31 protein-coding genes are annotated in these 25,438 nt (G+C 67.9%); all 31 read left to right on the top strand.

From position 1 onward, the window contains the following. The first annotated feature begins 168 nt into the window (after window positions 1-168). Entirely contained in the window at window positions 169-714 is a 546-nt protein-coding gene (gene rplJ, locus KBX63_RS23465) for a 50S ribosomal protein L10 (RefSeq protein WP_210914157.1), read from the top strand. Between the two features lie 54 nt (window positions 715-768). Beyond that, window positions 769-1,152 (top strand): 50S ribosomal protein L7/L12, encoded by a 384-nt coding sequence (gene rplL, locus KBX63_RS23460; protein WP_210914156.1) that lies wholly within the window; start codon window positions 769-771, stop codon window positions 1,150-1,152. A 570-nt stretch (window positions 1,153-1,722) separates the two neighbouring features. Then, window positions 1,723-5,154 carry a DNA-directed RNA polymerase subunit beta gene (locus KBX63_RS23455; protein ID WP_210914155.1) on the top strand — a complete coding sequence of 1,144 codons (3,432 nt, stop codon included), beginning with the start codon at window positions 1,723-1,725 and terminating at the stop codon, window positions 5,152-5,154. An 80-nt stretch (window positions 5,155-5,234) separates the two neighbouring features. Beyond that, window positions 5,235-9,125 (top strand): DNA-directed RNA polymerase subunit beta', encoded by a 3,891-nt coding sequence (locus tag KBX63_RS23450; RefSeq protein ID WP_210914145.1) that lies wholly within the window; start codon window positions 5,235-5,237, stop codon window positions 9,123-9,125. 94 nt (window positions 9,126-9,219) lie between these two features. Then, on the top strand, window positions 9,220-9,588 hold the full coding sequence (locus tag KBX63_RS23445; RefSeq protein ID WP_210914143.1) for a hypothetical protein: 369 nt from the start codon (window positions 9,220-9,222) through the stop codon (window positions 9,586-9,588). 484 nt (window positions 9,589-10,072) lie between these two features. Beyond that, a complete protein-coding gene (locus KBX63_RS23440; RefSeq protein ID WP_210914216.1) occupies window positions 10,073-10,453 on the top strand; it encodes a hypothetical protein in 381 nt (126 codons plus the stop codon). A 522-nt stretch (window positions 10,454-10,975) separates the two neighbouring features. Beyond that, complete coding sequence (rpsL, locus tag KBX63_RS23435; RefSeq protein WP_014440718.1) at window positions 10,976-11,350, top strand: 30S ribosomal protein S12; 375 nt, start codon at window positions 10,976-10,978, stop codon at window positions 11,348-11,350. A 1-nt stretch (window position 11,351) separates the two neighbouring features. Further along, window positions 11,352-11,822: a 30S ribosomal protein S7 gene (rpsG, locus tag KBX63_RS23430; RefSeq protein ID WP_007465317.1), complete on the top strand. Its 471-nt coding sequence runs from the start codon at window positions 11,352-11,354 to the stop codon at window positions 11,820-11,822. A 74-nt stretch (window positions 11,823-11,896) separates the two neighbouring features. Further along, window positions 11,897-13,993: an elongation factor G gene (gene fusA / locus KBX63_RS23425; RefSeq protein ID WP_210914142.1), complete on the top strand. Its 2,097-nt coding sequence runs from the start codon at window positions 11,897-11,899 to the stop codon at window positions 13,991-13,993. Window positions 13,994-14,206: 213 nt separating this feature from the next. Continuing rightward, entirely contained in the window at window positions 14,207-15,400 is a 1,194-nt protein-coding gene (gene tuf / locus KBX63_RS23420; protein WP_074314609.1) for an elongation factor Tu, read from the top strand. 349 nt (window positions 15,401-15,749) lie between these two features. After that, entirely contained in the window at window positions 15,750-16,058 is a 309-nt protein-coding gene (rpsJ, locus tag KBX63_RS23415) for a 30S ribosomal protein S10 (RefSeq protein ID WP_007073037.1), read from the top strand. A gap of 11 nt (window positions 16,059-16,069) precedes the next feature. Beyond that, a complete protein-coding gene (rplC, locus tag KBX63_RS23410; RefSeq protein ID WP_210914135.1) occupies window positions 16,070-16,735 on the top strand; it encodes a 50S ribosomal protein L3 in 666 nt (221 codons plus the stop codon). After that, window positions 16,732-17,382 (top strand): 50S ribosomal protein L4, encoded by a 651-nt coding sequence (gene rplD, locus KBX63_RS23405; protein WP_053653946.1) that lies wholly within the window; start codon window positions 16,732-16,734, stop codon window positions 17,380-17,382. Before rplC ends, rplD begins: the two co-directional genes overlap by 4 nt. Continuing rightward, window positions 17,379-17,681, top strand: a complete 303-nt coding sequence (rplW, locus tag KBX63_RS23400; protein WP_007465304.1) for a 50S ribosomal protein L23 — start codon at window positions 17,379-17,381, stop codon at window positions 17,679-17,681. The genes rplD and rplW overlap by 4 nt, the downstream gene beginning before the upstream one ends. A gap of 12 nt (window positions 17,682-17,693) precedes the next feature. Next, the gene (gene rplB / locus KBX63_RS23395; protein WP_053653944.1) at window positions 17,694-18,533 is read left to right on the top strand and encodes a 50S ribosomal protein L2; all 840 of its coding nucleotides are present in this window, start codon (window positions 17,694-17,696) and stop codon (window positions 18,531-18,533) included. Window positions 18,534-18,545: 12 nt separating this feature from the next. Further along, complete coding sequence (rpsS, locus tag KBX63_RS23390) at window positions 18,546-18,827, top strand: 30S ribosomal protein S19 (protein WP_210914133.1); 282 nt, start codon at window positions 18,546-18,548, stop codon at window positions 18,825-18,827. Window positions 18,828-18,868: 41 nt separating this feature from the next. Next, window positions 18,869-19,327 carry a 50S ribosomal protein L22 gene (gene rplV, locus KBX63_RS23385; protein WP_007465297.1) on the top strand — a complete coding sequence of 153 codons (459 nt, stop codon included), beginning with the start codon at window positions 18,869-18,871 and terminating at the stop codon, window positions 19,325-19,327. Then, a complete protein-coding gene (gene rpsC / locus KBX63_RS23380) occupies window positions 19,327-20,199 on the top strand; it encodes a 30S ribosomal protein S3 (RefSeq protein ID WP_210914129.1) in 873 nt (290 codons plus the stop codon). The genes rplV and rpsC overlap by 1 nt, the downstream gene beginning before the upstream one ends. Window positions 20,200-20,202: 3 nt before the next feature. After that, on the top strand, window positions 20,203-20,628 hold the full coding sequence (gene rplP / locus KBX63_RS23375; RefSeq protein ID WP_007465292.1) for a 50S ribosomal protein L16: 426 nt from the start codon (window positions 20,203-20,205) through the stop codon (window positions 20,626-20,628). Next, window positions 20,628-20,864: a 50S ribosomal protein L29 gene (gene rpmC / locus KBX63_RS23370; protein ID WP_007465283.1), complete on the top strand. Its 237-nt coding sequence runs from the start codon at window positions 20,628-20,630 to the stop codon at window positions 20,862-20,864. The genes rplP and rpmC overlap by 1 nt, the downstream gene beginning before the upstream one ends. Continuing rightward, window positions 20,861-21,139: a 30S ribosomal protein S17 gene (gene rpsQ, locus KBX63_RS23365; RefSeq protein ID WP_089018945.1), complete on the top strand. Its 279-nt coding sequence runs from the start codon at window positions 20,861-20,863 to the stop codon at window positions 21,137-21,139. Before rpmC ends, rpsQ begins: the two co-directional genes overlap by 4 nt. A gap of 101 nt (window positions 21,140-21,240) precedes the next feature. Next, window positions 21,241-21,609, top strand: coding sequence for a 50S ribosomal protein L14 (gene rplN / locus KBX63_RS23360; protein WP_015619002.1), 369 nt, complete (start codon window positions 21,241-21,243; stop codon window positions 21,607-21,609). Beyond that, on the top strand, window positions 21,606-21,926 hold the full coding sequence (gene rplX / locus KBX63_RS23355) for a 50S ribosomal protein L24 (RefSeq protein ID WP_172899047.1): 321 nt from the start codon (window positions 21,606-21,608) through the stop codon (window positions 21,924-21,926). Before rplN ends, rplX begins: the two co-directional genes overlap by 4 nt. Continuing rightward, entirely contained in the window at window positions 21,926-22,492 is a 567-nt protein-coding gene (gene rplE, locus KBX63_RS23350) for a 50S ribosomal protein L5 (protein WP_074314595.1), read from the top strand. Before rplX ends, rplE begins: the two co-directional genes overlap by 1 nt. A 1-nt stretch (window position 22,493) precedes the next feature. Continuing rightward, on the top strand, window positions 22,494-22,679 hold the full coding sequence (locus KBX63_RS23345) for a type Z 30S ribosomal protein S14 (protein ID WP_074314593.1): 186 nt from the start codon (window positions 22,494-22,496) through the stop codon (window positions 22,677-22,679). A gap of 116 nt (window positions 22,680-22,795) precedes the next feature. After that, on the top strand, window positions 22,796-23,203 hold the full coding sequence (gene rpsH / locus KBX63_RS23340; protein WP_007465270.1) for a 30S ribosomal protein S8: 408 nt from the start codon (window positions 22,796-22,798) through the stop codon (window positions 23,201-23,203). Between the two features lie 16 nt (window positions 23,204-23,219). Next, window positions 23,220-23,762 (top strand): 50S ribosomal protein L6, encoded by a 543-nt coding sequence (gene rplF, locus KBX63_RS23335; protein ID WP_210914127.1) that lies wholly within the window; start codon window positions 23,220-23,222, stop codon window positions 23,760-23,762. Further along, window positions 23,759-24,148: a 50S ribosomal protein L18 gene (rplR, locus tag KBX63_RS23330; RefSeq protein ID WP_210914126.1), complete on the top strand. Its 390-nt coding sequence runs from the start codon at window positions 23,759-23,761 to the stop codon at window positions 24,146-24,148. Before rplF ends, rplR begins: the two co-directional genes overlap by 4 nt. 33 nt (window positions 24,149-24,181) lie before the next feature. After that, window positions 24,182-24,796, top strand: a complete 615-nt coding sequence (rpsE, locus tag KBX63_RS23325; RefSeq protein ID WP_074314587.1) for a 30S ribosomal protein S5 — start codon at window positions 24,182-24,184, stop codon at window positions 24,794-24,796. After that, window positions 24,796-24,978: a 50S ribosomal protein L30 gene (gene rpmD, locus KBX63_RS23320; RefSeq protein WP_074314584.1), complete on the top strand. Its 183-nt coding sequence runs from the start codon at window positions 24,796-24,798 to the stop codon at window positions 24,976-24,978. The genes rpsE and rpmD overlap by 1 nt, the downstream gene beginning before the upstream one ends. Next, window positions 24,978-25,421 carry a 50S ribosomal protein L15 gene (rplO, locus tag KBX63_RS23315; protein ID WP_074314582.1) on the top strand — a complete coding sequence of 148 codons (444 nt, stop codon included), beginning with the start codon at window positions 24,978-24,980 and terminating at the stop codon, window positions 25,419-25,421. The genes rpmD and rplO overlap by 1 nt, the downstream gene beginning before the upstream one ends. The last annotated feature ends 17 nt before the right edge of the window (window positions 25,422-25,438 follow it).

Here is a 25,438-nt window from a genome sequence, read left to right as displayed (position 1 = left end):
GCGGCAAGCGTAACTCGGCAGTGAGCATGGTCCGCCGACCATGACGATCCGCCGGCCCTCGCCCCGTGCGCCCTGCGCCGGGGCTTTTTCGTTGTCGCGCTGCCTCCGCCCCCGTTCCCGGCTTCGGCCACGACGGGGACCAGCCTCGAGTAACGAGAGAGGAGGGACATGGCGGACAAGCCGATCCGGGCCGACAAGGCCACGGCCGTCGCTGAGCTGACCGAAAACTTCCGCAACGCGGGCGCCACCGTGCTGACCGAGTACCGCGGTCTGACGGTTTCCCAGCTCACCCAGCTGCGGCGCTCGCTCGGTGCCGAGACCAGCTACACGGTCGCGAAGAACACGCTGGCGAAGCGTGCTGCGACGGACGCGGGCATCAACGGCCTCGACGAGCTGTTCACCGGTCCTACCGCGCTGACTTTCGTTTCGGGCGACGTCGTCGAGGCGGCGAAGGGGCTTCGCGACTTCGCGAAGGCCAACCCGAAGCTCGTCATCAAGGGCGGTGTCTTCGAGGGCAAGGCCATTTCCGCGGCCGAGGTCACGAAGCTCGCCGACCTGGAGTCCCGCGAGGTGCTGCTGGCCAAGCTGGCCGGCGCGATGAAGGGCAACCTGAGCAAGGCTGCGGCCCTGTTCCAGGCCCCGCTGTCGAAGACCGCCCGTCTGGCGGCTGCCCTGCAGGACAAGCGCGAGAAGGAGAGCGCCGAGGCGGCCTGACGGTCTCCCGGCGCACCAGTTCTTACTTATTAGATTCAGGAAAGGACGCCAGACATGGCGAAGCTCAGCACCGACGAGCTGCTCGACGCGTTCAAGGAGATGACGCTGATCGAGCTCTCCGAGTTCGTGAAGCAGTTCGAGGACACCTTCGAGGTCACCGCCGCGGCTCCGGTCGCGATGGCCGCCGCCGGTGGGGCTCCGGCCGCCGCCGAGGCCGAGCCGGAGAAGGACGAGTTCGACGTCGTCCTCGAGGGTGACGGTGGCAAGAAGATCCAGGTCATCAAGGTCGTGCGTGAGCTGACCGGCCTGGGCCTCAAGGAGGCCAAGGACGCGGTCGAGTCCGCGCCGAAGGCCATCCTGGAGAAGGTCAACAAGGAGACCGCCGAGAAGGCCAAGGCCAAGCTCGAGGGCGAGGGCGCCAAGGTCACCCTCAAGTGATCTGACGTTCCACCAGAGCGTGCCCGGCTCGGTGAGCTGGGACACGATCGCGTCGCGGCGGGCGGTGATCCGACACGGATCGCCGCCCGCCGTGTCGGTGAACCCGGCGACAGCCGTCCTGAGCTGCGCGCCGACGCCCTCTCCCGGTGACCCGAACGAGCGCGGCGGGTCGCCCTCCGGTGGGAAAGACGGGCCGACCCGGATACCGGCCCTTGACGCGGCCCCAGGCTGGCAGGCACGCTGACACCAGCAAGACACCGCGCTTGCGACGGCCACGACGTGGGTAATGACAGCGGCGGCACCATCTGCCGCAGCAACCCGAGCGGCCCAGCGGGAGCGTTGCGTTCCGAGCGGCCCGGCAGACCCCGGTTCACGGGGGCCGAGGCGCGTTCCGCAACGACCTGCGGGGTGGGCTGGACAGCGGTTAGCCTCTCGGCTACACTGCTAGTTTGCGCTGCCTTCCGACTTGACCCCTGCTCGGAAATGTCCGTTTACGGATATTTCTGGTGGGGTCATTGGAGTGCACGCGTACCAGCCGTTCTGCAGCACCGGTCCTCGGAAGGACGCATCTTGGCAGCTTCCCGCCCTGCGAAGACCAGTCGTACGTCGAGCGCATTCGCGCCCCGCCGAGTTTCATTCGGCAGGATCACCGAACACCTCGAGGTCCCCAACCTCCTCGCCATCCAGAACGAGTCCTTCGACTGGCTCGTCGGCAACGAGGGTTGGCAGGGCCGGTCGGCGGACGACCCGCACGCACGCTCGGGTCTCGCGGAGATCCTCGAAGAGATCAGTCCCATTGAGGACTTCTCCGGCACCATGTCGCTCTCCTTCTCGGCACCGCGCTTCGACGAGGTCAAGGCCTCGATCGAGGAGTGCAAGGAGAAGGACCTGACCTACTGCGCTCCGCTCTTCGTGACCGCGGAGTTCACCAACAACACCACTGGCGAGATCAAGAGCCAGACGGTGTTCATGGGTGACTTCCCGATGATGACGCCCAAGGGCACCTTCGTCATCAACGGCACCGAGCGCGTCGTGGTCAGCCAGCTCGTCCGGTCCCCGGGCGTGTACTTCGACAAGCAGCCGGACAAGACCTCCGACCGCGACCTCTCCAGCGTCAAGGTCATCCCGAGTCGGGGTGCCTGGCTGGAGTTTGACATCGACAAGCGCGACACGGTCGGCGTACGCATCGACCGCAAGCGTCGGCAGGCCGTCACCGTCCTGCTCAAGGCCATCGGATGGTCGGCCGAGCGGATCCGCGAGCGGTTCGGCTGGTCCGAGCTGATGATGACCACGCTCGAGAAGGACCACATCGGCGGCCAGGACGAGGCCCTGCTCGACATCTACCGCAAGCTGCGCCCTGGCGAGCCGCCGACGCGCGAGAACGCCCAGACCCTGCTCGACAACCTCTTCTTCAACCCGAAGAGGTACGACGTCGCCAAGGTCGGGCGCTACAAGTTCAACAAGAAGCTCGAAGTCGACGTGCCGATCACCACCGGCACGCTGACCGAGGACGACATTGTCGCCACCGTGGAGTACCTCTGCCGGCTGCACGCCGGTGAGGAGGGCTACGAGGCCGACGACATCGACCACTTCGGCAACCGGCGCCTGCGTACCGTGGGTGAGCTGATCCAGAACCAGGTTCGGGTCGGCCTTTCCCGGATGGAGCGGGTCGTCCGCGAGCGGATGACCACGCAGGACGTCGAGGCGATCACCCCGCAGACCCTGATCAACATCCGCCCGGTGGTGGCGGCGATCAAGGAGTTCTTCGGGACGTCGCAGCTGTCCCAGTTCATGGACCAGACCAACCCGCTGGCGGGCCTGACCCACCGGCGCCGGCTGAGCGCGCTCGGCCCGGGTGGTCTGTCCCGGGAGCGGGCCGGCTTCGAGGTCCGCGACGTGCACCCGTCCCACTACGGCCGGATGTGCCCGATCGAGACGCCGGAAGGCCCGAACATCGGCCTGATCGGCGCGCTGTCCACCTTCGCCCGGGTCAACCCGTTCGGCTTCATCGAGACGCCGTACCGGAAGGTCGTCGAGGGTCGGGTCACCGACCAGATCGACTACCTGACCGCGGACGAGGAGGACCGGTTCGTCAAGGCCCAGGCCAACGCGCCGTTGAAGGCTGACGGCACGTTCGCCGAGGACCGGGTCCTGTGCCGTCGTAAGGGTGGCGAGACCGAGGACGTCGTCCCCGGTGCCGTCGACTACATGGACGTGTCACCGCGGCAGATGGTCTCGGTCGCGACCGCCATGATTCCGTTCCTCGAGCACGACGACGCCAACCGGGCACTGATGGGCGCGAACATGCAGCGCCAGGCGGTGCCGCTGGTCAAGGCCGAGGCGCCGCTGGTGGGTACGGGCATGGAGTACCGGGCCGCGGTCGACGCTGGCGACGTGGTGGTCGCCGAGGTCGGCGGTGTGATCGAGGATCTCTGCGCCGACTACGTCACCATCCACCAGGACGACGGCCACCGCCGGACGTACCTGCTGCACAAGTTCCGCCGCTCCAACGCCGGCTCCTGCGTCAACCAGAAGCCGGTCGTCTTCGAGGGCGACCGCGTCGAGGCCGGTCAGGTCATCGCCGACGGTCCCTGCACCGACGATGGCGAGATGGCGCTCGGGCGCAACCTGCTCGTGGCGTTCATGTGCTGGGAGGGCCACAACTACGAGGACGCGATCATCCTGTCGCAGCGCCTCGTGCAGCAGGACGTGCTCACCTCGATCCACATCGAGGAGCACGAGGTCGACGCCCGGGACACCAAGCTCGGCCCGGAGGAGATCACCCGCGACATCCCGAACGTCAGCGAGGAAATGCTCGCCGACCTCGACGAGCGCGGCATCATCCGGATCGGTGCCGAGGTCGTCCCCGGCGACATCCTGGTCGGCAAGGTCACGCCGAAGGGCGAGACCGAGCTGACCCCGGAGGAGCGGCTGCTTCGCGCGATCTTCGGTGAGAAGGCGCGTGAGGTCCGGGACACCTCGCTGAAGGTGCCGCACGGCGAGACCGGCACGGTCATCGGTGTGCGTACCTTCTCCCGCGAGGACGGCGACGAGCTGCCTCCGGGTGTCAACGAGCTGGTCCGGGTCTACGTCGCCCAGAAGCGGAAGATCCAGGACGGCGACAAGCTCGCCGGCCGGCACGGTAACAAGGGCGTCATCTCCAAGATCCTGCCGATCGAGGACATGCCGTTCCTTGAGGACGGCACCCCCGTCGACATCGTGCTCAACCCGCTGGGTGTGCCGAGCCGGATGAACATCGGTCAGGTGCTCGAGACCCACCTCGGCTGGGTCGCCAAGACCGGCTGGAAGGTCGAGGGCGACGACGCGTCCTGGAAGAAGCAGCTGCGCTCGATCGGCGCCGACGAGTCGGAGGGGGACACCAACGTGGCCACCCCGGTCTTCGACGGTGCCCGCGAGGAGGAGATCGCCGGTCTGCTCTCGTCGACCCTGCCCAACCGGGACGGCAACCAGCTGATCGGCGCCAGCGGCAAGGCGCAGCTGTTCGACGGTCGTTCCGGCGAGCCGCTGCCGGACCCGATCGCGGTCGGCTACATCTACATCCTGAAGCTCAACCACCTGGTCGACGACAAGATCCACGCACGGTCGACCGGCCCGTACTCGATGATCACGCAGCAGCCGCTGGGTGGTAAGGCGCAGTTCGGTGGTCAGCGCTTCGGTGAGATGGAGTGCTGGGCGATGCAGGCGTACGGTGCCGCGTACGCCCTGCAGGAGCTGCTCACGATCAAGTCCGACGACGTTCTCGGCCGGGTGAAGGTCTACGAGGCCATCGTCAAGGGCGAGAACATCCCGGAGCCGGGAATCCCGGAGTCGTTCAAGGTGCTGCTCAAGGAGCTGCAGTCGCTGTGCCTCAACGTTGAGGTGCTGTCCAGCGACGGCGTGGCCCTGGAGATGCGCGAGACCGACGACGAGGTGTTCCGGGCCGCTGAGGAGCTGGGCATCGACCTGTCCCGGCGCGAGCCGAGCTCGGTCGAAGAGGTCTGAGGTGAGCGGTCGGGGGCCGGCTTGCCGGCCCCCGACCTCGCCCGAGTAGTAGCAGTACAGACGACGACATAGGGGACATAGTGCTCGACGTCAACTTCTTCGACGAGCTGCGCATTGGTCTCGCCACCGCCGACGACATCCGTCAGTGGTCGCACGGCGAGGTCAAGAAGCCTGAGACGATCAACTACCGCACCCTGAAGCCGGAGAAGGACGGGCTCTTCTGCGAGAAGATCTTCGGTCCGCAGCGGGACTGGGAGTGCTACTGCGGTAAGTACAAGCGCGTCCGGTTCAAGGGCATCATCTGTGAGCGCTGCGGCGTCGAGGTGACCCGTTCCAAGGTCCGTCGTGAGCGGATGGGGCACATCGAGCTCGCTGCTCCGGTGACCCACATCTGGTACTTCAAGGGCGTGCCGAGCCGGCTGGGCTACCTGCTGGACCTCGCCCCCAAGGACCTCGAGAAGATCATCTACTTCGCCTCGTACGTCGTGACGAGCGTGGACGCGGAGTCGCGTCACCGTGACCTCTCGACGATCGAGAACGAGATCCTGGCCGAGAAGCGGCAGTCCGAGAACAGCCGCGACTCGGAGATCGAGAAGCGGGCCGCCAAGCTCGAGGCCGACCTGGCCGAGCTGGAGGCCGAGGGTGCCAAGGCGGACGTCCGGCGCAAGGTCAAGGAGGGCGGGGAGCGCGAGATGCGCCAGATCCGCGACCGGGCCCAGCGCGAGATCGACCGCCTGGACGAGGTGCTGGACACCTTCCGCAAGCTGGAGCCGAAGCAGCTGGTCACCGACGAGCTGCTCTACCGCGAGCTGCGCGACCGGTTCGGTGAGTACTTCACCGGTTCCATGGGCGCCGAGGCGATCAAGGCGCTGGTCCAGAACATGGACCTCGACGCCGAGGCCGAGAGCCTGCGGGAGACCATCCGGTCCGGCAAGGGCCAGCGGAAGATCCGGGCGCTCAAGCGGCTCAAGGTCGTGGCGGCGTTCCTGAACACCCGCAACTCGCCGCTCGGCATGGTGCTGGACTGCGTCCCGGTCATCCCGCCGGACCTGCGCCCGATGGTGCAGCTCGACGGTGGCCGCTTCGCGACCTCGGACCTGAACGACCTGTACCGCCGCGTGATCAACCGGAACAACCGCCTCAAGCGGCTGATCGACCTCGGCGCGCCCGAGATCATCGTCAACAACGAGAAGCGGATGCTCCAGGAGGCCGTCGACGCGCTGTTCGACAACGGCCGCCGCGGCCGGCCGGTCACCGGTCCGGGTAACCGCCCGCTCAAGTCGCTGTCCGACATGCTCAAGGGCAAGCAGGGCCGGTTCCGGCAGAACCTGCTGGGCAAGCGCGTCGACTACTCCGGCCGTTCGGTCATCGTGGTCGGCCCGAAGCTCAAGCTGCACCAGTGCGGCCTGCCCAAGCAGATGGCGCTGGAGCTGTTCAAGCCGTTCGTGATGAAGCGGCTGGTCGACCTCAACCACGCGCAGAACATCAAGTCCGCCAAGCGGATGGTCGAGCGGCAGCGCCCGGTCGTGTGGGACGTGCTGGAAGAGGTCATCGGCGAGCACCCGGTGCTGCTCAACCGGGCACCGACCCTGCACCGCCTGGGCATCCAGGCCTTCGAGCCGCAGCTGGTTGAGGGCAAGGCGATCCAGATCCACCCGCTGGTCTGCACCGCGTTCAACGCCGACTTCGACGGTGACCAGATGGCGGTGCACGTGCCGCTGTCCGCCGAGGCCCAGGCCGAGGCGCGGATCCTGATGCTGTCGTCGAACAACATCCTCAAGCCGGCCGACGGCAAGCCGGTCACCATGCCCACCCAGGACATGGTCATCGGCCTCTACCACCTCACCCACCTCACCTCCGGTGAGAAGGGCGAGGGTCGGGCGTTCAGCTCGGACGCCGAGGCGCGGATGGCGTTCGACAACGGCGAGCTGCACCTGCAGGCGTCGGTGCGGATCCGTCTGCGTGGCGTGGTCGGGGTCGACAACGGCGCCGGTGCCGAGCCGTGGACCGCCCCGGAGGGCTGGGTCGAGGGTGACCCGCTGACCGTGGAGACCACTCTGGGCCGGGTGCTGTTCAACGAGACGCTGCCGCAGGGCTACCGCTTCGTGAACTACGAGATCCGCAAGGGGCAGCTCTCCGCGATCGTCAACGACCTCGCCGAGCGCTTCCCCAAGGTGGCGCTGGCCGCCACCCTGGACGGGCTCAAGGAGGCCGGTTTCCACTGGGCCACCTGGTCCGGCGTCACCATCGGCATGGAGGACGTCATCGCTCCGCCGCGCAAGGCGGAGATCCTGGCGAAGTACGAGAAGGAAGCCGACCGGATCGACAAGCAGTACCAGCGTGGTCTGATGACCGCCGAGGAGCGTCGCGGCGAGCTCATCGAGATCTGGACCAAGGCGACCAACGAGGTCGCCAAGGAGATGGACACCGCGCTGCCGCAGGAGAACCCACTGTGGAAGATGATCAACTCGGGTGCCCGCGGTAACCTGCTCCAGCTCCGGCAGATCGCGGCGATCCGTGGTCTGGTGGCCAACCCGAAGGGCGAGATCATCCCGCGGCCGATCAAGGCCAGCTACCGGGAGGGTCTGTCCGTGCTGGAGTACTTCATCTCCACGCACGGTGCCCGTAAGGGTCTCGCCGACACCGCGCTGCGGACCGCCGACTCGGGTTACCTGACCCGTCGTCTGGTGGACGTCTCGCAGGACGTGATCATCCGCGAGGAGGACTGCGGCACCGACCGGGCGATCCCGATGCAGATCGGCGAGCGCCTGGAGGACGGCAGGCTGGTCGTGCACGAGCACGCCGAGACCAGCGTGCACGCCCGTACCCTGGCCGACGACATCAAGGGGCCGGACGGCACCGTCGTCGCCGAGCGGGGTCAGGACATCAACTCCATCGGGGTCGACAAGATCGTCGCCGCCGGCGTGGAGACGGTCCGGGTGCGCAGCGTGCTCACCTGCGAGTCGAAGCTGGGTGTCTGCGGTGCCTGCTACGGGCGTTCGCTGCCGACCGGCAAGACCGTGGACGTCGGCGAGGCGGTCGGCATCATCGCCGCCCAGTCGATCGGTGAGCCGGGTACGCAGCTGACGATGCGTACCTTCCACACCGGTGGTGTCGCGGGTGAGGACATCACCCAGGGTCTGCCGCGTGTCCAGGAAATCTTCGAGGCTCGGGTCCCGAAGGGTAAGGCGCCCATCGCCGACACCCCGGGTCGGATCCGGATCGAGGACGGCGAGCGTTCGCGGAAGATCATCGTGGTGCCGGACGACGGCAGCGACGAGATCGTCTACGACAAGATCTCCAAGCGGGTTCGGCTGCGGACCCACGACGGTGGTCACGTCGAGGTCGGCGAGAAGCTCACCGAGGGCACCATCGACCCGCACGAGTTGCTGCGCATCCTCGGTCCGCGCGCGGTCCAGGTCCACCTGACCCAGGAGGTCCAGGAGGTCTACCGCTCGCAGGGCGTGCTCATCCACGACAAGCACATCGAGATCATCATCCGCCAGATGCTCAAGCGGGTGACGGTCATCGACTCCGGCTCGACCGAGTTCCTGCCGGGTGTGCTGGTCGACCGGGCGCTGTTCGAGTCGGAGAACCGCCGGCTCGTCTCGGAGGGCGGCGAGCCCGCCGCCGGTCGTCCGGTGCTGATGGGTATCACCAAGGCCTCGCTGGCCACCGACTCCTGGCTCTCGGCGGCCTCCTTCCAGGAGACCACCCGGGTGCTGACCGACGCTGCGATCAACTCGCGCAGCGACTCGCTGGTCGGCCTCAAGGAGAACGTGATCATCGGCAAGCTCATCCCGGCTGGTACCGGCATCAGCAAGTACCGCAACGTCCGGGTGGAGCCGACCGAGGAGGCCAAGGCCAAGGTCTACTCGATGACCGGGTACCCGGAGACCGACTACGGGTTCGGGCCGGCCAGTGGGCAGGCCGTGCCGCTGGACGACTTCGACTTCGGGTCGTACCGCTAAGCACCAACCACACGACGAGGCCCCCGGCGAATGCCGGGGGCCTCGTCGTGTCCGGAGCGGCGCACCCGCGGACCGGGTTCGGCATGATGGAGGCATGACGACCGCACCCGGTCAGGTGTCCGTCGCGCAGCAGGGCCTGCGCCACCCGCTTGACCCCGACCCGGTCCGCGCCAGCAAGGCGCGGGCGGTCTTCGCGCTGGGGCTGCTCGGCATGCTGACCGGCCTGTTCATCGGCGGGGTGGTGCCCGCCACGGTGGCACTCCACCTGGCACGGCAGGCGCGCCGGGAGGCGTACGCCTCGGGGGGTTTCCTGACCGGTGGCGCCTGGCTGCGGCGGGGGGAGCGGCTGGCCTGGGCCGGTCTGGTGCTGGTCGCGGTCAGCGTGGTGGCCGCGGTGGTGATCGGGGTGGTCCGGTTGGCCGGCGCGCCGTTCGGTCACGACTACCCCGCGAACATGGACTGAGCCGCCCGCGGCCGCGCCCGGCGGGGGCGACTGCGCCTCCGGCGGTAGCCTGGCGGTGTCCGCCGCCCGGCGGTGGCTGCCCTGTCGACAGGAGGACCTCGTGACGGAACCGGCGCGGCCCCCGGCGGACGATCCGGCCGGGCACCCTGGCGCGTCGGCCGCCGGCCCGGGCGGGTCCGAGCCGAGCGGCTGGGCGCGACCCGACCCGAGCAGGCAGCCCGGTTCGCCGCCCCCTCCCACGTCGTCCTCCGGTTGGGGCGCACCAGAGCCCGGCTGGGGTGCGACCCCGCCTGGTTCCGTCCAGCCGTACCCGGCGTCGGCGCCGCACGGCTGGGGGCAGCCGTCATCCGGCCCGGCGGGCGGGCATGGTGCGCCGGCGGGATGGGGGCCTCCGATGCCGGGTCATGGCCCCGGCTGGGGCATGGTGCCGGGGCGGCCGGTGCCGCCACCGCCCACCGACGACCAGCGCCGGCCGCCGACGCGGGTGGAGTCGGTGTCGGGCACCCCGTTCGGTGTCGTCTACCTGGACGTGCCCCCGGTCACCTCGGGTCTGGCCGTCGGGGCGCTGGTGGCCGGGATCGCGTCGATCCTGGTCTCACTGCTGGTGATCTGTTTCGGGGTGCTCGGCGCGAACGCCGGCGGGGTCTGGGCGTCCGGGGCGTTCACCGTGCTCGGCGTGCTGGCCGGGGTGGCGGCGACCGGCGCCGGCCTGCTCGGTCAGCGGCAGATCCGCCGGCCAGCGCGACCGCCTGCGGTCCGCTTCACCGGCCGGGGCCTGGCGGTGGCGGGGATCAGCTGCGGCGCGGCGGGGGCGCTGCTGAGCCTGCTGGGACTCTGCCTGGCACTGGTGATCTCCCTGGCGTGAGGCCGATCACCTCCCGGGCGGGCACCTGGCCTGGTCGACGCAGGTCGCGCACCGGGTCGTGGGGTGCCCTCCCCGGGGGCGACGGGTGGTCCGCTGGCGAAGCCGGTACACTTGCATCCGTAGGTGCCCATCGCGGGCGACGGGGCAGGACGAGATCCGACCGGCGGGTGTGAGACGTTCGCCGGGCCATTCCGTTTTGACCTGGGCGGCTCTGGTAGGTATTCTTTCCCCTTGTGCCCGGGCGTGCCCGGGCAACTCGTGCGTGCGCTGGATCCGGAGTGCGGACGGCGGCACGACAAGCCAAAGATCCGGGGCGGGGCGACTCGCGCGCCGGTGACAGAACCTGGTGCGTCCGCGCAAGCGTCCGCACCGGGACCGTGAGTTGGGCGACACGCCCGACCGCGGGTGCCGGGACCTCCGCAAGGTGGCCCTGGTCGGAATGTAGGAGAGCCGGTCATCAGGCCGGCTAACGAGCAGACGGCGCGGCCGCAGGACTGCGGCCGAAGGGAGCGGAGAAACCCGGTGCCCACGATCCAGCAGCTGGTCCGAAAGGGCCGCCAGGCGAAGACGAGCAAGACCAAGACCCCGGCGCTGAAGGGTTCCCCTCAGCGGCGCGGCGTGTGCACCCGCGTGTACACCACCACCCCGAAGAAGCCGAACTCGGCGCTGCGCAAGGTCGCTCGTGTGAAGCTCAGCAGCCAGATCGAGGTGACCGCCTACATCCCGGGCGTCGGTCACAACCTGCAGGAGCACTCGATCGTGCTCGTTCGCGGCGGCCGGGTGAAGGACCTCCCCGGCGTGCGTTACAAGATCGTTCGCGGCTCGCTGGACACCCAGGGTGTCCGCAACCGCAAGCAGGCGCGCAGCCGTTACGGCGCGAAGAAGGAGAAGAGCTGACATGCCGCGTAAGGGACCCGCTCCGCGGCGGCCGCTGGTCGCTGACCCGGTGTACAACTCGCCGCTGGTCACCCAGCTGGTGAACAAGATCCTGCTGCGCGGCAAGCGCCAGCTCGCCGAGTCCATCGTGTACGCGGCCCTCGAGGGCTGCCGCGAGAAGTCCGGCACCGACCCGGTCGTCACCCTCAAGCGGGCGATGGACAACGTCAAGCCGACCCTCGAGGTGCGTAGCCGTCGTGTCGGTGGCGCCACCTACCAGGTCCCGGTCGAGGTTCGCCCCACCCGGGCGACCACCCTGGGTCTGCGTTGGCTGGTCACGTACTCCCGCGCCCGGCGCGAGAAGACCATGGTCGAGCGGCTGATGAACGAGCTGCTGGACGCGAGCAACGGCCTCGGTGCCGCCGTCAAGCGGCGCGAGGACACGCACAAGATGGCCGAGTCCAACAAGGCCTTCGCGCACTACCGCTGGTAACACCCTGGTTCCGGCGCCCTCGGGCGCCGGAACCGCCACCAGTTGAGTCGAGACGACGATAAGTAGGGATTGAAGTGGCCGCCGCAGACGCGCTCGCCAACGTACGCAACATCGGCATCATGGCGCACATCGATGCCGGTAAGACCACGACCACCGAGCGGATCCTGTTCTACACCGGCATCACGTACAAGATCGGTGAGGTCCACGAGGGCGCTGCCGTCATGGACTGGATGGAGCAGGAGCAGGAGCGTGGTATCACCATCACCTCCGCTGCTACCAAGTGTGAGTGGAAGGGCCACACGATCCAGATCATCGACACGCCTGGCCACGTCGACTTCACGGTCGAGGTCGAGCGGTCGCTGCGGGTGCTGGATGGTGCGGTCGCGGTCTACGACGGTGTCGCCGGCGTGGAGCCGCAGACGGAGAACGTCTGGCGGCAGGCCGACAAGTACAACGTCCCGCGGATGTGCTTCGTCAACAAGCTCGACCGGACCGGCGCCGACTTCTTCCGCTGCGTGCAGATGATGATCGACCGGCTCAACGCCACCCCGCTGGTGCTCCAGATCCCGATCGGGCTCGAGGGCGACCACATCGGCGTCGTCGACCTGATCGGTATGCGCGCCCTCACCTGGCGCGGGGAGACCCAGAAGGGTGAGGACTACGCGATCGAGGAGATCCCGGCCGAGCTGGCCGACTCCGCGGCCGAGTGGCGCGAGAAGCTGATGGAGACCCTGGCCGACGTCGACGACGCGGTGATGGAGAAGTACCTGGAAGGCGACGAGGTCTCCCCGGAGGAGATCAAGGCCGCCATCCGGCGCGCCACCATCGCCGGCAAGGCCAACCCGGTGCTGTGCGGCTCGGCGTTCAAGAACAAGGGCGTCCAGCCGATGCTCGACGCCGTGGTCGACTTCCTGCCGTCGCCGCTGGACGTTCCGGCGATCGAGGGTACGGCCACCGACGGCGAGACCCCGCTGCTGCGGAAGCCCTCCAAGTCGGAGCCGTTCTCGGGCCTGGCGTTCAAGATCCAGACCGACAAGCACCTTGGCAAGCTCACCTACGTCCGGGTCTACTCGGGCGTGGTCGAGACCGGCACCCAGGTGGTCAACTCCACCAAGGACCGCAAGGAGCGGATCGGCAAGATCTACCAGATGCACGCCAACAAGCGGGAAGAGCGCAGCTCGGCCCAGGCTGGCGACATCATCGCGGTGCAGGGTCTCAAGCAGACCACCACCGGTGACACCCTGTCCGACCCGGCGAACCCGGTCATCCTCGAGTCGATGACCTTCCCCGAGCCGGTCATCGAGGTGGCCATCGAGCCGAAGACCAAGGCCGACCAGGAGAAGCTCAGCACCGCCATCCAGCGGCTGGCCGAGGAGGACCCGACCTTCCGCGTCAAGCTGGACGAGGAGACCGGTCAGACGGTCATCTCCGGCATGGGCGAGCTGCACCTGGACATCCTGGTCGACCGGATGCGCCGCGAGTTCAACGTCGAGGCCAACATCGGTAAGCCGCAGGTGGCGTACCGCGAGACCATCCGCCGCAAGGTGGACAAGGTCGAGTACACCCACAAGAAGCAGACCGGTGGTTCCGGCCAGTACGCCCGCGTCATCGTGAGTGTCGAGCCGCTGCCGCTGGACAACGACTCGCCGACCTACGAGTTCGCCAACGCCGTCAGCGGTGGCCGCATCCCCCGGGAGTTCATCCCATCGGTGGACGCGGGCGCGCAGGACGCGATGCAGTACGGCATCCTCGCCGGCTTCCCGCTGGTCGGTGTCAAGCTGACCCTGCTGGACGGCCAGTACCACGAGGTCGACTCGTCGGAAATGGCATTCAAGATCGCCGGCTCGATGGTGATGAAGGACGCGGCCCGCAAGGCCGACCCGGCATTGCTCGAGCCGATGATGGCCGTTGAGGTCACCACTCCTGAGGAGAACATGGGTGACGTCATCGGCGACCTCAACTCCCGCCGCGGCCTGATCCAGGCGATGGAGGAGCGCAGTGGCGCCCGCATCGTCAAGGCTCTGGTGCCGTTGTCGGAGATGTTCGGCTACGTCGGCGACCTGCGGTCGAAGACCCAGGGCCGGGCTAGCTACAGCATGCAGTTCGACTCCTACGCCGAGGTTCCGCAGAGCGTCGCGAAGGAGATCATCGCGAAGGCAACGGGCGAGTAACGTCCCCGAGCAGGTGATTCGTGGTCGGTCGCGGGAGGTTTCACCCGCCCGCGGCCACCACGATCGGATTGCGTGAGACCGGGCCTGTAGGCTTCATCGCCGCAGAACCCACAAAAGCTCTCCGGCCGTCAGGCCGGAAAGGCTGTCGACAGAGTCCTAAGCGCCGACCGGCGCGCCGGGCGTACGAACCAAGAAGTCCACAGGAGGACACCAGTGGCGAAGGCGAAGTTCGAGCGGACTAAGCCGCACGTCAACATCGGCACCATTGGTCACATCGACCACGGTAAGACGACGCTGACGGCGGCCATCACCAAGGTCCTGCATGACCAGCACCCGGACCTGAACCCTTACACGCCGTTCGACGAGATCGACAAGGCGCCGGAGGAGAAGGCCCGCGGCATCACGATCTCGATCGCGCACGTCGAGTACCAGACCGAGGCGCGGCACTACGCGCACGTCGACTGCCCCGGCCACGCGGACTACATCAAGAACATGATCACCGGTGCCGCGCAGATGGACGGCGCGATCCTGGTGGTCGCGGCGACCGACGGCCCGATGCCGCAGACCCGCGAGCACGTGCTGCTGGCCCGTCAGGTCGGTGTGCCGTACATCGTCGTGGCGCTCAACAAGAGCGACATGGTCGACGACGAGGAGCTCCTGGAGCTCGTCGAGCTCGAGGTCCGCGAGCTGCTCTCCTCGCAGGAGTACCCGGGTGACGACCTGCCGGTCGTTCGGGTTTCGGCGCTGAAGGCCCTCGAGGGTGACCCCGAGTGGACCGGCAAGCTCCTCGACCTGATGACCGCGGTCGACACCTCGATCCCGCAGCCGGAGCGCGATGTTGACAAGCCGTTCCTGATGCCGGTCGAGGACGTGTTCACGATCACCGGTCGTGGCACCGTCGTCACCGGTCGCGTGGAGCGCGGCGTTCTCCTGCCGAACGAGGATGTTGAGCTCGTTGGCATCCGGGAGAAGAGCTTCAAGACCAAGGTCACCGCGATCGAGATGTTCCGGAAGACCCTGGACGACGCCCGCGCAGGCGAGAACGTCGGCCTGCTGCTGCGTGGCACCAAGCGCGACGAGGTCGAGCGCGGCATGGTCGTGGTGAAGCCGGGCTCGAACACCCCGCACACGGAGTTCGAGGCGACGGTCTACATCCTCTCCAAGGAGGAGGGCGGCCGGCACACCCCGTTCTTCCAGAACTACCGTCCGCAGTTCTACTTCCGGACCACGGACGTCACCGGTGTCGTCACTCTCCCCGAGGGCACCGAGATGGTCATGCCGGGTGACAACACCACCATGACGGTGAAGCTGATCCAGCCCATCGCCATGGAGGAGAACCTCAAGTTCGCGATCCGCGAGGGTGGCCGCACCGTCGGCGCCGGGTTCGTCACCAAGATCATGAAGTGAGCTAGGTAACCCCGATTAGACCCGCCGCCGGTCGTGCGGCATACTAGTCAGGTTGCGTAACGACAGTTCGTCGCCTGTGTTCGGCTTCCGCTGAACCTCCGGGTGACAGGACAGTCGAGCGTGGGGTGGTTGGCGGCTCGCCGCCAACCACCCTCGCACGGCGTTCCGGTCGCGGTAATGCGATCGGCGCCTTGACCCACCGCGCGGTCAGCACCGTTCTGGAGTCCCAGGGCGGAGCCCGGCCCGAGGGCGCGACACGCCCGACCGCGGGGGTCGGCGAAGTGGGCCTGTGCCAGCCGGTACAGGCGCCCGCAACACAGCGGCATCGAGAGAAGGAACAGAAGCCACCATGGCGGGACAGAAGATCCGCATCCGGCTCAAGGCCTATGACCACGAGGTCGTCGACTCCTCGGCTCGGAAGATCGTCGAGACGGTGACGCGCACCGGGGCGCAGGTCGCGGGCCCGGTGCCGCTGCCCACGGAGATCAACCGTTTCTGCGTTATCCGCTCGCCGCACAAGTACAAGGACTCGCGCGAGCACTTCGAGATGCGCACGCACAAGCGGCTGATCGACATCATCGACCCGACCCCGAAGACGGTCGACTCGCTCATGCGCCTCGACCTGCCGGCTGGCGTCGACATCGAGATCAAGCTGTAGGGACCGGACAAATGGACAGGCAAGTCAAGGGGATCCTGGGCGCCAAGCTCGGCATGACCCAGGTCTGGGACAACAACCGTGTTGTTCCCGTGACCGTGGTCGAGGCCGGCCCGTGCGTCATCAGTCAGGTTCGTAGCGCCGAGAAGGACGGTTACTCCGCGGTCCAGCTGGCGTACGGCAACATCGACCCGCGCAAGGTCAAGAAGCCGATCAGCGGGCACTACGCGAAGGCGGACGTGGCGCCGCGCCGGCACATCGTCGAGTTGCGCACCACGGACGCGGGGGAGTACTCGCTGGGCCAGGAGGTCACGGTCGAGGAGTTCCCGGCCGGCGTCGCGATCGACGTCACCGGCAAGACCAAGGGCAAGGGCTACGCCGGCCCGATGAAGCGGCACGGCTTCCACGGTCTGCGCGCCAGCCACGGTGTCGAGCGCAAGCACCGCTCGCCCGGCTCCATCGGCGCCTGCGCCACTCCGGGTCGTGTCTTCAAGGGCACCCGGATGGCCGGCCGGATGGGTGGCGTGCGGTACACCGTGCAGAACCTCACCGTCCAGGCGGTCGACACCGAGAACAACCTGCTGCTCGTCCGGGGTGCCATTCCTGGTCCCAAGGGCGCGCTGGTTCTGGTCCGTACCGCGGCCAAGAGCAAGGTGAAGAAGGGCGGTGCGGCCAAGTGACCACCGTTGACGTGCGCACCGTCGAAGGCAGCACCAGCGGCTCCGTCGAGCTGCCGGCTGACATCTTCGACGTGCAGGCCAACGTCGCGCTGATGCACCAGGTCGTGGTGGCCCAGCTCGCGGCGGCCCGACAGGGCACGCACAAGACCAAGACCCGCGGCGAGGTTGCCGGCGGCGGCAAGAAGCCGTACAAGCAGAAGGGCACCGGTCGCGCCCGGCAGGGCTCGATCCGCGCGCCGCAGTTCGCCGGCGGTGGCGTGGTGCACGGTCCCGTGCCGCGCGACTACAGCCAGCGGACCCCGAAGAAGATGAAGGCCGCCGCGCTGCGGGGTGCCCTCTCCGACCGGGCCCGCGCCGGGCAGGTGCACGTCGTCGAGGCGTTCGTCTCGGGCGAGAAGCCGTCGACCAAGGCGGCCCTGGCCACGCTGACCAAGCTCACCGAGGCCCGTCGGGTCCTGGTCGTGCTGAGCAGCACCGACGAGCTGAACTGGGTGTCGCTGCGCAACGAGCCGCGGGTGCACCTGATCGAGTCCGGCCAGCTGAACACGTATGACGTGCTGGTGGCCGACGACGTGGTCTTCACCAAGGACGCCCTGGACGAGTTCCTGGGCGTGCCCGCCGAGACCACCGAGGAGGGTGGCAAGTGAGCACGATCGCCGACCCGCGCGACATCATCGTGGCGCCGGTCGTCTCGGAGAAGAGCTACAGCGAGCTGAACCGGAACTGGTACACCTTCCTGGTGCACCCGGACGCGAACAAGACCGAGATCAAGATCGCTATCCAGCAGATCTTCAACGTCCGCGTCCTGACGGTCAACACGCTCAACCGCCAGGGTAAGCGCAAGCGCACCAAGACCGGCTTCGGTCAGCGCAAGGCGACCAAGCGGGCGATCGTGAAGCTGGCTGACGGTGACCGCATCGAGGCCTTCGGCGGCCCGGTCAGCTGAGGGGTGTAGACAATGGCTATCCGTAAGTACAAGCCGACGACGCCGGGCCGACGTGGCTCCAGTGTCGCCGACTTCGCCGAGATCACCCGGTCCACGCCGGAGAAGTCGCTGCTGGCTCCGTTGCCGAAGAAGGGCGGGCGTAACGCCCACGGCCGGATCACCACGCGGCACCACGGTGGCGGTCACAAGCGCCAGTACCGTCTGATCGACTTCAAGCGGGTCGACAAGGACGGCGTGCCGGCGAAGGTCGCTCACATCGAGTACGACCCGAACCGCACGGCGCGCATCGCGCTGCTGCACTACGCCGACGGCGAGAAGCGGTACATCCTCGCGCCGAAGGACATGAAGCAGGGCGACCGCGTCGAGTCCGGCCCGGGCGCCGACATCAAGCCGGGTAACAACCTGCCACTGCGCAACATCCCGGTCGGTACCACCATCCACAACGTGGAGCTGCGTCCGGGTGGCGGGGCCAAGCTGGCCCGTTCCGCCGGCGTCGGCATCCAGCTGCTCGGCCGTGAGGGCGCATACGCGACCCTGCGTATGCCGTCCGGTGAGATCCGGCGGGTGGACGTGCGCTGCCGCGCCAGCGTCGGCGAGATCGGCAACGCCGATCAGTCGAACATCAACTGGGGTAAGGCCGGCCGTATGCGGTGGAAGGGCAAGCGCCCGACCGTCCGTGGTGTCGCCATGAACCCGGTCGACCACCCGCACGGTGGTGGTGAGGGTAAGACCTCCGGTGGTCGCCACCCGGTCAACCCGCAGGGTAAGCCCGAGGGCCGCACCCGCCGTAAGGGCCAGCCGAGTGACCGGCTGATCGTTCGCCGCCGCTACGCCACGCGTAAGCGCGGCTGAGGGAGATAAGACATGCCTCGCAGCCTGAAGAAGGGCCCGTTCGTAGACGACCACCTGCTCAAGAAGGTGGAAGTGCAGAACGAAAAGGGCTCGAAGAACGTGATCAAGACCTGGTCGCGGCGCTCGACGATCATCCCGGAGATGCTCGGGCACACGATCGCGGTGCACGACGGACGCAAGCACGTCCCGGTGTTCGTGACCGAGGCGATGGTCGGGCACAAGCTCGGCGAGTTCGCGCTGACCCGCACGTTCAAGGGTCACGAGAAGGACGACCGGAAGAGCCGTCGGCGCTGACGCCGCGGGCATACGGATAGAGGGAACAAGGGGTTACAGCGATGCCAGGAAAGGGCGACGCTCCGGTGCTTCCGGGCGCGCGGGCGGTTGCGCGGCACGTGCGCATCTCGCCGATGAAGGCGCGCCGGGTGGTCAACCTCGTCCGCGGCCTGCCCGCGAAGGAGGCTCTCACGGTGCTGCAGTTCGCGCCGCAGGCTGCGAGCGAGCAGGTGTACAAGGTGCTCGCTAGCGCGATCGCCAACGCGGAGAACAACGAGCGGCTGGACCCCGACGCGTTGCTCGTGAGCGAGGCGTTCGTGGACGAGGGCCCGACGATGAAGCGGTTCCAGCCGCGGGCGCAGGGCCGGGCGTACCGGATCCGCAAGCGCACCTGCCACATCACCGTGGCGGTCGAGGCGGTCGCGCCGGCAGCGCCGAGGAAGGCCGCGGCGAAGAAGGCCGCCCCGGCTACGGAGGCCGCACCGGCCGAAGCGCAGAGCAAGACGGAGGACGCCGAGTAATGGGTCAGAAGGTTCACCCCACTGGGTTCCGGCTCGGCATCTCGACCGACTGGAAGTCCCGCTGGTTCGCGGACAAGCTCTACAAGGACTACATCGGCGAGGATGTCAAGATCCGCCGCATGATGTCCAAGGGCCTCGAGCGCGCCGGCATCTCCAAGGTCGACATCGAGCGCACCCGCGACCGGGTCCGCGTCGACATCCACACCGCCCGGCCGGGCATCGTCATCGGCCGTAAGGGTGCGGAGGCCGACCGGATCCGCGGCGAGCTCGAGAAGCTCACCGGCAAGCAGGTGCAGCTGAACATCATCGAGGTGAAGAACCCCGAGTCGGACGCGCAGCTCGTCGCGCAGGGCGTGGCCGAGCAGCTGTCCAGCCGGGTCAGCTTCCGTCGGGCGATGCGCAAGGCCATGCAGTCCGCGATGAAGAACCCGGTCTGCAAGGGCATCCGTGTGCAGGTCTCGGGTCGTCTCGGCGGCGCCGAGATGAGCCGGACCGAGTTCTACCGCGAGGGCCGGGTTCCGCTGCACACGCTGCGGGCCAACATCGAGTACGGCTTCTTCGAGGCCCGTACCACCTTCGGCCGGATCGGCGTGAAGGTCTGGATCTACAAGGGCGACGCGGTTCCGGGCCGGGAGGCTCCGGCCGAGGCCGGTCCGTCCCGCCCGCGTCGTGGTGAGCGTGGCGACCGTCCGGAGCGGCCGCGCCGTGGTCGGTCCGGTTCGTCCGGCACGACCGCCGGTGGCACCGAGGCCGGCCGGGCTGCCGCGACCACCATCGCGCAGCAGGCCGAGACGCCGAGCGGCGAGCCGGTCGACAGCGCTGCTGTCGCCGCCACGGCTTCCGCTCCGGCAGAAACGCAGCAGGAGGGCTGACAGATGCTGATGCCGCGCAAGCCCCCGAAGGGCTTCCGCAAGCCGCACCACCCGGACCGGAGTGGCGCGTCCAAGGGTGGTAACCGGGTGGTGTTCGGCGAGTTCGGGATCCAGGCTCTCGAGCCGGCGTACGTGACCAACCGCCAGATCGAGTCGGCGCGTATCGCGATGACCCGTCACATCAAGCGTGGTGGCAAGGTCTGGATCACGATCTTCCCGGACCAGGCCCTCACCAAGAAGCCGGCCGAGACCCGGATGGGTTCCGGTAAGGGCTCACCGGAGTGGTGGGTCGCCAACGTCAAGCCGGGGCGGGTTCTCTTCGAGATGTCCTTCCCCAACGAGCAGATTGCGCGAGAGGCCATGCGTCGCGCGATCCACAAGCTCCCGATGAAGTGCCGCATTGTTACGCGCGAAGTGGGTGAATCCTGATGGCAGCGGGCGTTAAGGCGACCGAGCTGCGTGAGCTCTCCGAGGAGGAGCTGGTCACGAAGCTGCGGGAGGCCAAGGCGGAGCTGTTCAACCTCCGCGTGCAGGCCGCAACCGGGCAGCTGGACAACAACCGGCGGCTGCAGGTCATCCGTCGGGAGATCGCCCGGATCTACACGATCATGCGTGAGCGTGAGCTGGGGCTCTCGGCCGCGCCGACTGAGGTGACTGCATCATGACCGACGAGAACACCACCGCCACCGTGCGGGCTCGCCGCAAGGTCCGTGAGGGCCTCGTGGTGAGCGACAAGATGGACAAGACCGTCGTGGTCGAGGTCGAGGACCGGGTTCGGCACGCGCTGTACGGCAAGATCATGCGCCGTACCAGCAAGCTGAAGGTGCACGACGAGCAGAACGCCGCCGGCACCGGTGACCGGGTCCTGATCATGGAGACCCGGCCGCTGAGCGCCACCAAGCGTTGGCGGATCGTGGAGATCCTGGAAAAGGCCAAGTAGCGAAGGCTCGAGCTCGCCCGGCGTTGCGTCGGGCGTAGGTTCCGCCAGGCTCCGGCCGGCCGCTACGGCGGCCGGAGAACCGGCAGACATAGGAGATAGACGTGATTCAGCAGGAGTCGCGACTGCGCGTCGCCGACAACACGGGTGCTCGGGAGATCCTGTGCATCCGGGTTCTCGGTGGCTCCGGTCGGCGCTACGCGAGCATCGGCGACGTCATCGTGGCCACCGTCAAGGACGCGATCCCGGGTGCCGGTGTGAAGAAGGGCGACGTCGTCAAGGCGGTCATCGTCCGCACCGCCAAGGAGAAGCGGCGTCCGGACGGCTCGTACATCCGCTTCGACGAGAACGCCGCCGTCATCATCAAGGACGGTGGGGACCCGCGCGGTACCCGCATCTTCGGCCCGGTGGGCCGGGAGCTGCGGGACAAGCGGTTCATGAAGATCATTTCCCTCGCGCCGGAGGTGTTGTGACCGTGAAGGTCAAGAAGGGCGACACGGTCGTCGTCATCGCCGGCAAGGACAAGGGTGCCAAGGGCAAGGTCATTCAGGCCTACCCGCGGCAGGACAAGGTCCTGGTCGAGGGCGTGAACCGGGTCAAGAAGCACACCCGCATCAGCACCACCCAGCGTGGCGCCAAGACCGGCGGCATCGTCACCCAGGAGGCCCCGATCCACGTCTCGAACGTGCAGGTCCTGGACTCCGACGGCAAGCCGACCCGCGTCGGTTACCGGATCGACGACAACGGCCAGAAGGTCCGCATCGCGCGTAGCACCGGTAAGGACCTGTGATGACCACGGCTACCGAAAAGACCATGCCGCGCCTCAAGGAGCGGTACCGCAACGAGATCGTGGCCCAGCTGCGTGAGCAGCACAGCTACGGCAACCCCATGCAGGTGCCGCGGCTGGTCAAGATCGTCGTCAACATGGGTGTCGGCGAGGCTGCTCGCGACGCCAAGCTGATCGACGGCGCGGTCCGCGACCTCGCCACGATCACCGGCCAGAAGCCGCAGGTGCGGCGGGCGACCAAGTCCATCGCGCAGTTCAAGCTCCGCGAGGGCATGCCGATCGGCGCGAAGGTGACCCTTCGCGGCGACCGGATGTGGGAGTTCCTGGACCGGCTGCTGTCCATCGCGCTGCCGCGTATCCGCGACTTCCGCGGTCTGGACGGGCGCAAGCTCGACGGGCACGGCAACTACACGTTCGGTCTGACCGAGCAGTCGGTGTTCCACGAGATCGATCAGGACCGGATCGATCGCCAGCGGGGCATGGACATCACGGTGGTCACCACCGCCACGACTGACGACGAGGGCCGGGCGCTGCTCAAGCTCCTGGGCTTCCCGTTCAAGGAGAACTGAGATGGCCAAGAAGGCGCTGATCATCAAGGCGGCCGCGAAGCCGAAGTTCTCGGTTCGCGCGTACACCCGCTGCCAGCGGTGCGGGCGTCCGAAGGCGGTCTACCGCAAGTTCGGTCTCTGCCGGGTGTGCCTCCGGGAGATGGCCCACCGCGGTGAGCTGCCGGGCGTGTCCAAGGCTTCCTGGTAAGGGCGACCGCGTCCCGGCTGTCGGCCGGGAACTCCTGCACCGATTAGGTATTGCTCTTCGCCGTAGGCCCGGGGCTGATGCCCCGGGAACCCCGGCGAGAAAGGCTGACGAAATCCATGACGATGACCGACCCGATCGCAGACATGCTCACGCGTCTGCGTAACGCCAACCAGGCGTACCACGATCAGGTGAAGATGCCCTACTCCAAGATCAAGGCGAACATCGCCGAGGTCCTGAAGGCCGAGGGTTACATCGCCACCTGGTCGGTCGAGGAGCCCGAGGAGGGCGCCGTCGGCAAGCGACTGGTCGTCGAGCTGAAGTACGGCCAGAACCGGGAGCGGAGCCTGGCCGGCATCAAGCGCGTGTCCAAGCCCGGGCTCCGGGTGTACGCCAAGTCGGACGGGCTCCCGCGGGTGCTCGGCGGGCTGGGCGTGGCGATCATTTCGACGTCCCAGGGGCTGCTCACCGACCGGCAGGCCCGCAAGCGGAGTGTTGGCGGGGAAGTCCTCGCCTTCGTCTGGTAACGGGAGACAGGTAGAAATGTCGCGAATTGGACGTAAGTCGATCCCGGTACCAGCCGGCGTCGACATCACGATCGACGGGCAGACCGTCAAGGTCAAGGGCCCGAAGGGCCAGCTCCAGCACACCATCGCCGAGCCGATCACGATCGAGCGGGCCGAGGACGGGCAGCTGAGCGTCAACCGCCCGAACGACGAGCGCAAGGCCAAGGAACTGCACGGCCTGAGCCGTACGCTGGTAGCCAACATGATCGTTGGCGTGACCGAGGGCTACCGCAAGAGCCTGGAGATCGCCGGCACCGGTTACCGGGTCACCGCCAAGGGCGCGGATCTCGAGTTCGCGCTCGGGTTCTCGCACCCGGTGCTGGTTCCCGCACCGGCGGGCATCACCTTCACGGTGGAGCGGCCGACCCTGTTCCACGTGGCCGGCATCGACAAGCAGCAGGTCGGTGAGGTCGCCGCCAACATCCGGAAGATCCGCCCGCCGGAGCCCTACAAGGGCAAGGGCGTGAAGTACCAGGGCGAGGTCATCCGCCGCAAGGCTGGAAAGGCAGGTAAGAAGTGACCGCCACGCTGCTCAAGCGCCGCCGCGGCGTCGCCGCCAAGCGCGCCGTCGGGCGGGCGCGTCGGCACTTCCGGGTCCGCAAGAACGTCAGCGGTACGGCCGAGCGTCCGCGCCTGGTCGTCACCCGTTCGCTGCGGCACATGGTCGCCCAGATCGTCGACGACACCAAGGGTCACACCCTGGTGTCGGCGTCGACCCTGGACGCCTCGCTGCGCGGTGCGGAGGGCGACAAGAGCGCCCTCGCCGGCAAGGTGGGCGCGCTGCTCGCCGAGCGGGCCAAGGCCGCCGGCGTCTCCAAGGTCGTCTTCGACCGCGGTGGCAACCGGTACGCGGGGCGAGTCGCCGCGCTTGCCGACGCCGCCCGCGAAGCCGGGCTCGAGTTCTAACAACCCCGTCACGAGAGATAAGGAAGGCTGCTGATGCCAGGTCAACAGCGCCGTGGCGGCGGGTCCGGTGGCAACGAGGGTGGTCGCCGCGACAACCGCCGTGAGGGCGGCCGCGGAAACGCGCCCGTCGAGAAGACCCCGCACCTCGAGCGGGTCGTCGCGATCAACCGCGTCGCCAAGGTCGTGAAGGGTGGTCGTCGCTTCAGCTTCACCGCCCTGGTGATCGTTGGTGACGGCGACGGCACGGTCGGCGTGGGCTACGGAAAGGCCAAGGAGGTGCCCGCGGCGATCGCCAAGGGTGTCGAGGAGGCCAAGAAGCACTTCTTCAAGGTCCCGCGGATCGGCCAGTCGATCCCGCACCCGGTGACGGGGGAGGACGCCGCTGGTGTGGTGCTGCTCAAGCCGGCCTCCGCCGGTACGGGTGTCATCGCCGGTGGTCCGGTGCGCGCCGTGCTGGAGTGCGCCGGTATCCACGACGTGCTCTCCAAGAGCCTCGGCTCGTCGAACCCGATCAACATCGTGCACGCCACCGTGGCGGCCCTGAAGGGGCTTGAGTCCCCCGAGCAGGTCGCGGCGCGTCGTGGCCTGCCGGTGGAGGACGTCGCGCCGGCCGCCATGCTGGCGTCGCGTGCGGGGGTGGCGCACTGATGGCACGTCTGAAGGTCACCCAGGTCCGATCCGGCATCGGGACCAAGCAGAACCAGCGTGATTCGCTGCGTTCGCTCGGTCTCAAGCGGATCAACGACGTGGTGGTCAAGGAGGACCGGCCCGAGATCCGCGGCATGATCTTCACTGTGAACCACCTCGTGAAGGTCGAGGAGGTCGAGTAATGACGATCAAGGTGCACCACCTGCGCCCGGCGCCCGGTTCCAAGACCGCGAAGACCCGTGTGGGTCGCGGTGAGGGTTCCAAGGGCAAGACCGCTGGTCGCGGTACCAAGGGTTCCAAGGCCCGCAAGAACATCTCGGCGGCGTTCGAGGGTGGGCAGATGCCCATCCACATGCGCCTGCCGAAGTTGAAGGGCTTCAAGAACAAGTTCAAGGTGGTCTTCCAGGTGGTCAACCTGGACCGGCTCGCCGAGCTGTTCCCGAACGGCGGCCAGGTCGGCCCGCTGGAGCTGGTCGAGTCCGGCGCGGTCCGCAAGGGTCACCCGGTCAAGGTCCTCGGCACCGGGGACCTCGGCGGGGTGGCGCTCCAGGTGTCGGCGCACGCGTTCAGTGCGTCGGCCAAGGAGAAGATCGCCGCCGCCGGTGGCTCCGTCACCGAGCTGTAAGGAGTACGACCCATGGC

Origin of the sequence: Micromonospora sp. U21 (assembly GCF_018070045.1) — a bacterium.
Classification (GTDB): domain Bacteria; phylum Actinomycetota; class Actinomycetes; order Mycobacteriales; family Micromonosporaceae; genus Micromonospora.
Note: the sequence above shows the minus strand (reverse complement) of the source record. Positions and strands in the feature narration are given on the sequence as shown.

What these genes read in the sequence shown, in the direction of transcription:
- rplJ (WP_210914157.1), top strand. Translation starts at nt 169, where the DNA reads ATGGCGGACAAGCCGATCCGGGCCGACAAGGCCACGGCCGTCGCTGAG.
- rplL (WP_210914156.1), top strand. Translation starts at nt 769, where the DNA reads ATGGCGAAGCTCAGCACCGACGAGCTGCTCGACGCGTTCAAGGAGATG.
- KBX63_RS23445 (WP_210914143.1), top strand. Translation starts at nt 9,220, where the DNA reads ATGACGACCGCACCCGGTCAGGTGTCCGTCGCGCAGCAGGGCCTGCGC.
- rpsG (WP_007465317.1), top strand. Translation starts at nt 11,352, where the DNA reads ATGCCGCGTAAGGGACCCGCTCCGCGGCGGCCGCTGGTCGCTGACCCG.
- rpsJ (WP_007073037.1), top strand. Translation starts at nt 15,750, where the DNA reads ATGGCGGGACAGAAGATCCGCATCCGGCTCAAGGCCTATGACCACGAG.
- rplC (WP_210914135.1), top strand. Translation starts at nt 16,070, where the DNA reads ATGGACAGGCAAGTCAAGGGGATCCTGGGCGCCAAGCTCGGCATGACC.
- rplB (WP_053653944.1), top strand. Translation starts at nt 17,694, where the DNA reads ATGGCTATCCGTAAGTACAAGCCGACGACGCCGGGCCGACGTGGCTCC.
- rpsS (WP_210914133.1), top strand. Translation starts at nt 18,546, where the DNA reads ATGCCTCGCAGCCTGAAGAAGGGCCCGTTCGTAGACGACCACCTGCTC.
- rplV (WP_007465297.1), top strand. Translation starts at nt 18,869, where the DNA reads ATGCCAGGAAAGGGCGACGCTCCGGTGCTTCCGGGCGCGCGGGCGGTT.
- rpsC (WP_210914129.1), top strand. Translation starts at nt 19,327, where the DNA reads ATGGGTCAGAAGGTTCACCCCACTGGGTTCCGGCTCGGCATCTCGACC.
- rplP (WP_007465292.1), top strand. Translation starts at nt 20,203, where the DNA reads ATGCTGATGCCGCGCAAGCCCCCGAAGGGCTTCCGCAAGCCGCACCAC.
- rpmC (WP_007465283.1), top strand. Translation starts at nt 20,628, where the DNA reads ATGGCAGCGGGCGTTAAGGCGACCGAGCTGCGTGAGCTCTCCGAGGAG.
- rpsQ (WP_089018945.1), top strand. Translation starts at nt 20,861, where the DNA reads ATGACCGACGAGAACACCACCGCCACCGTGCGGGCTCGCCGCAAGGTC.
- rplE (WP_074314595.1), top strand. Translation starts at nt 21,926, where the DNA reads ATGACCACGGCTACCGAAAAGACCATGCCGCGCCTCAAGGAGCGGTAC.
- KBX63_RS23345 (WP_074314593.1), top strand. Translation starts at nt 22,494, where the DNA reads ATGGCCAAGAAGGCGCTGATCATCAAGGCGGCCGCGAAGCCGAAGTTC.
- rpsH (WP_007465270.1), top strand. Translation starts at nt 22,796, where the DNA reads ATGACGATGACCGACCCGATCGCAGACATGCTCACGCGTCTGCGTAAC.
- rplF (WP_210914127.1), top strand. Translation starts at nt 23,220, where the DNA reads ATGTCGCGAATTGGACGTAAGTCGATCCCGGTACCAGCCGGCGTCGAC.
- rpsE (WP_074314587.1), top strand. Translation starts at nt 24,182, where the DNA reads ATGCCAGGTCAACAGCGCCGTGGCGGCGGGTCCGGTGGCAACGAGGGT.
- rpmD (WP_074314584.1), top strand. Translation starts at nt 24,796, where the DNA reads ATGGCACGTCTGAAGGTCACCCAGGTCCGATCCGGCATCGGGACCAAG.
- rplO (WP_074314582.1), top strand. Translation starts at nt 24,978, where the DNA reads ATGACGATCAAGGTGCACCACCTGCGCCCGGCGCCCGGTTCCAAGACC.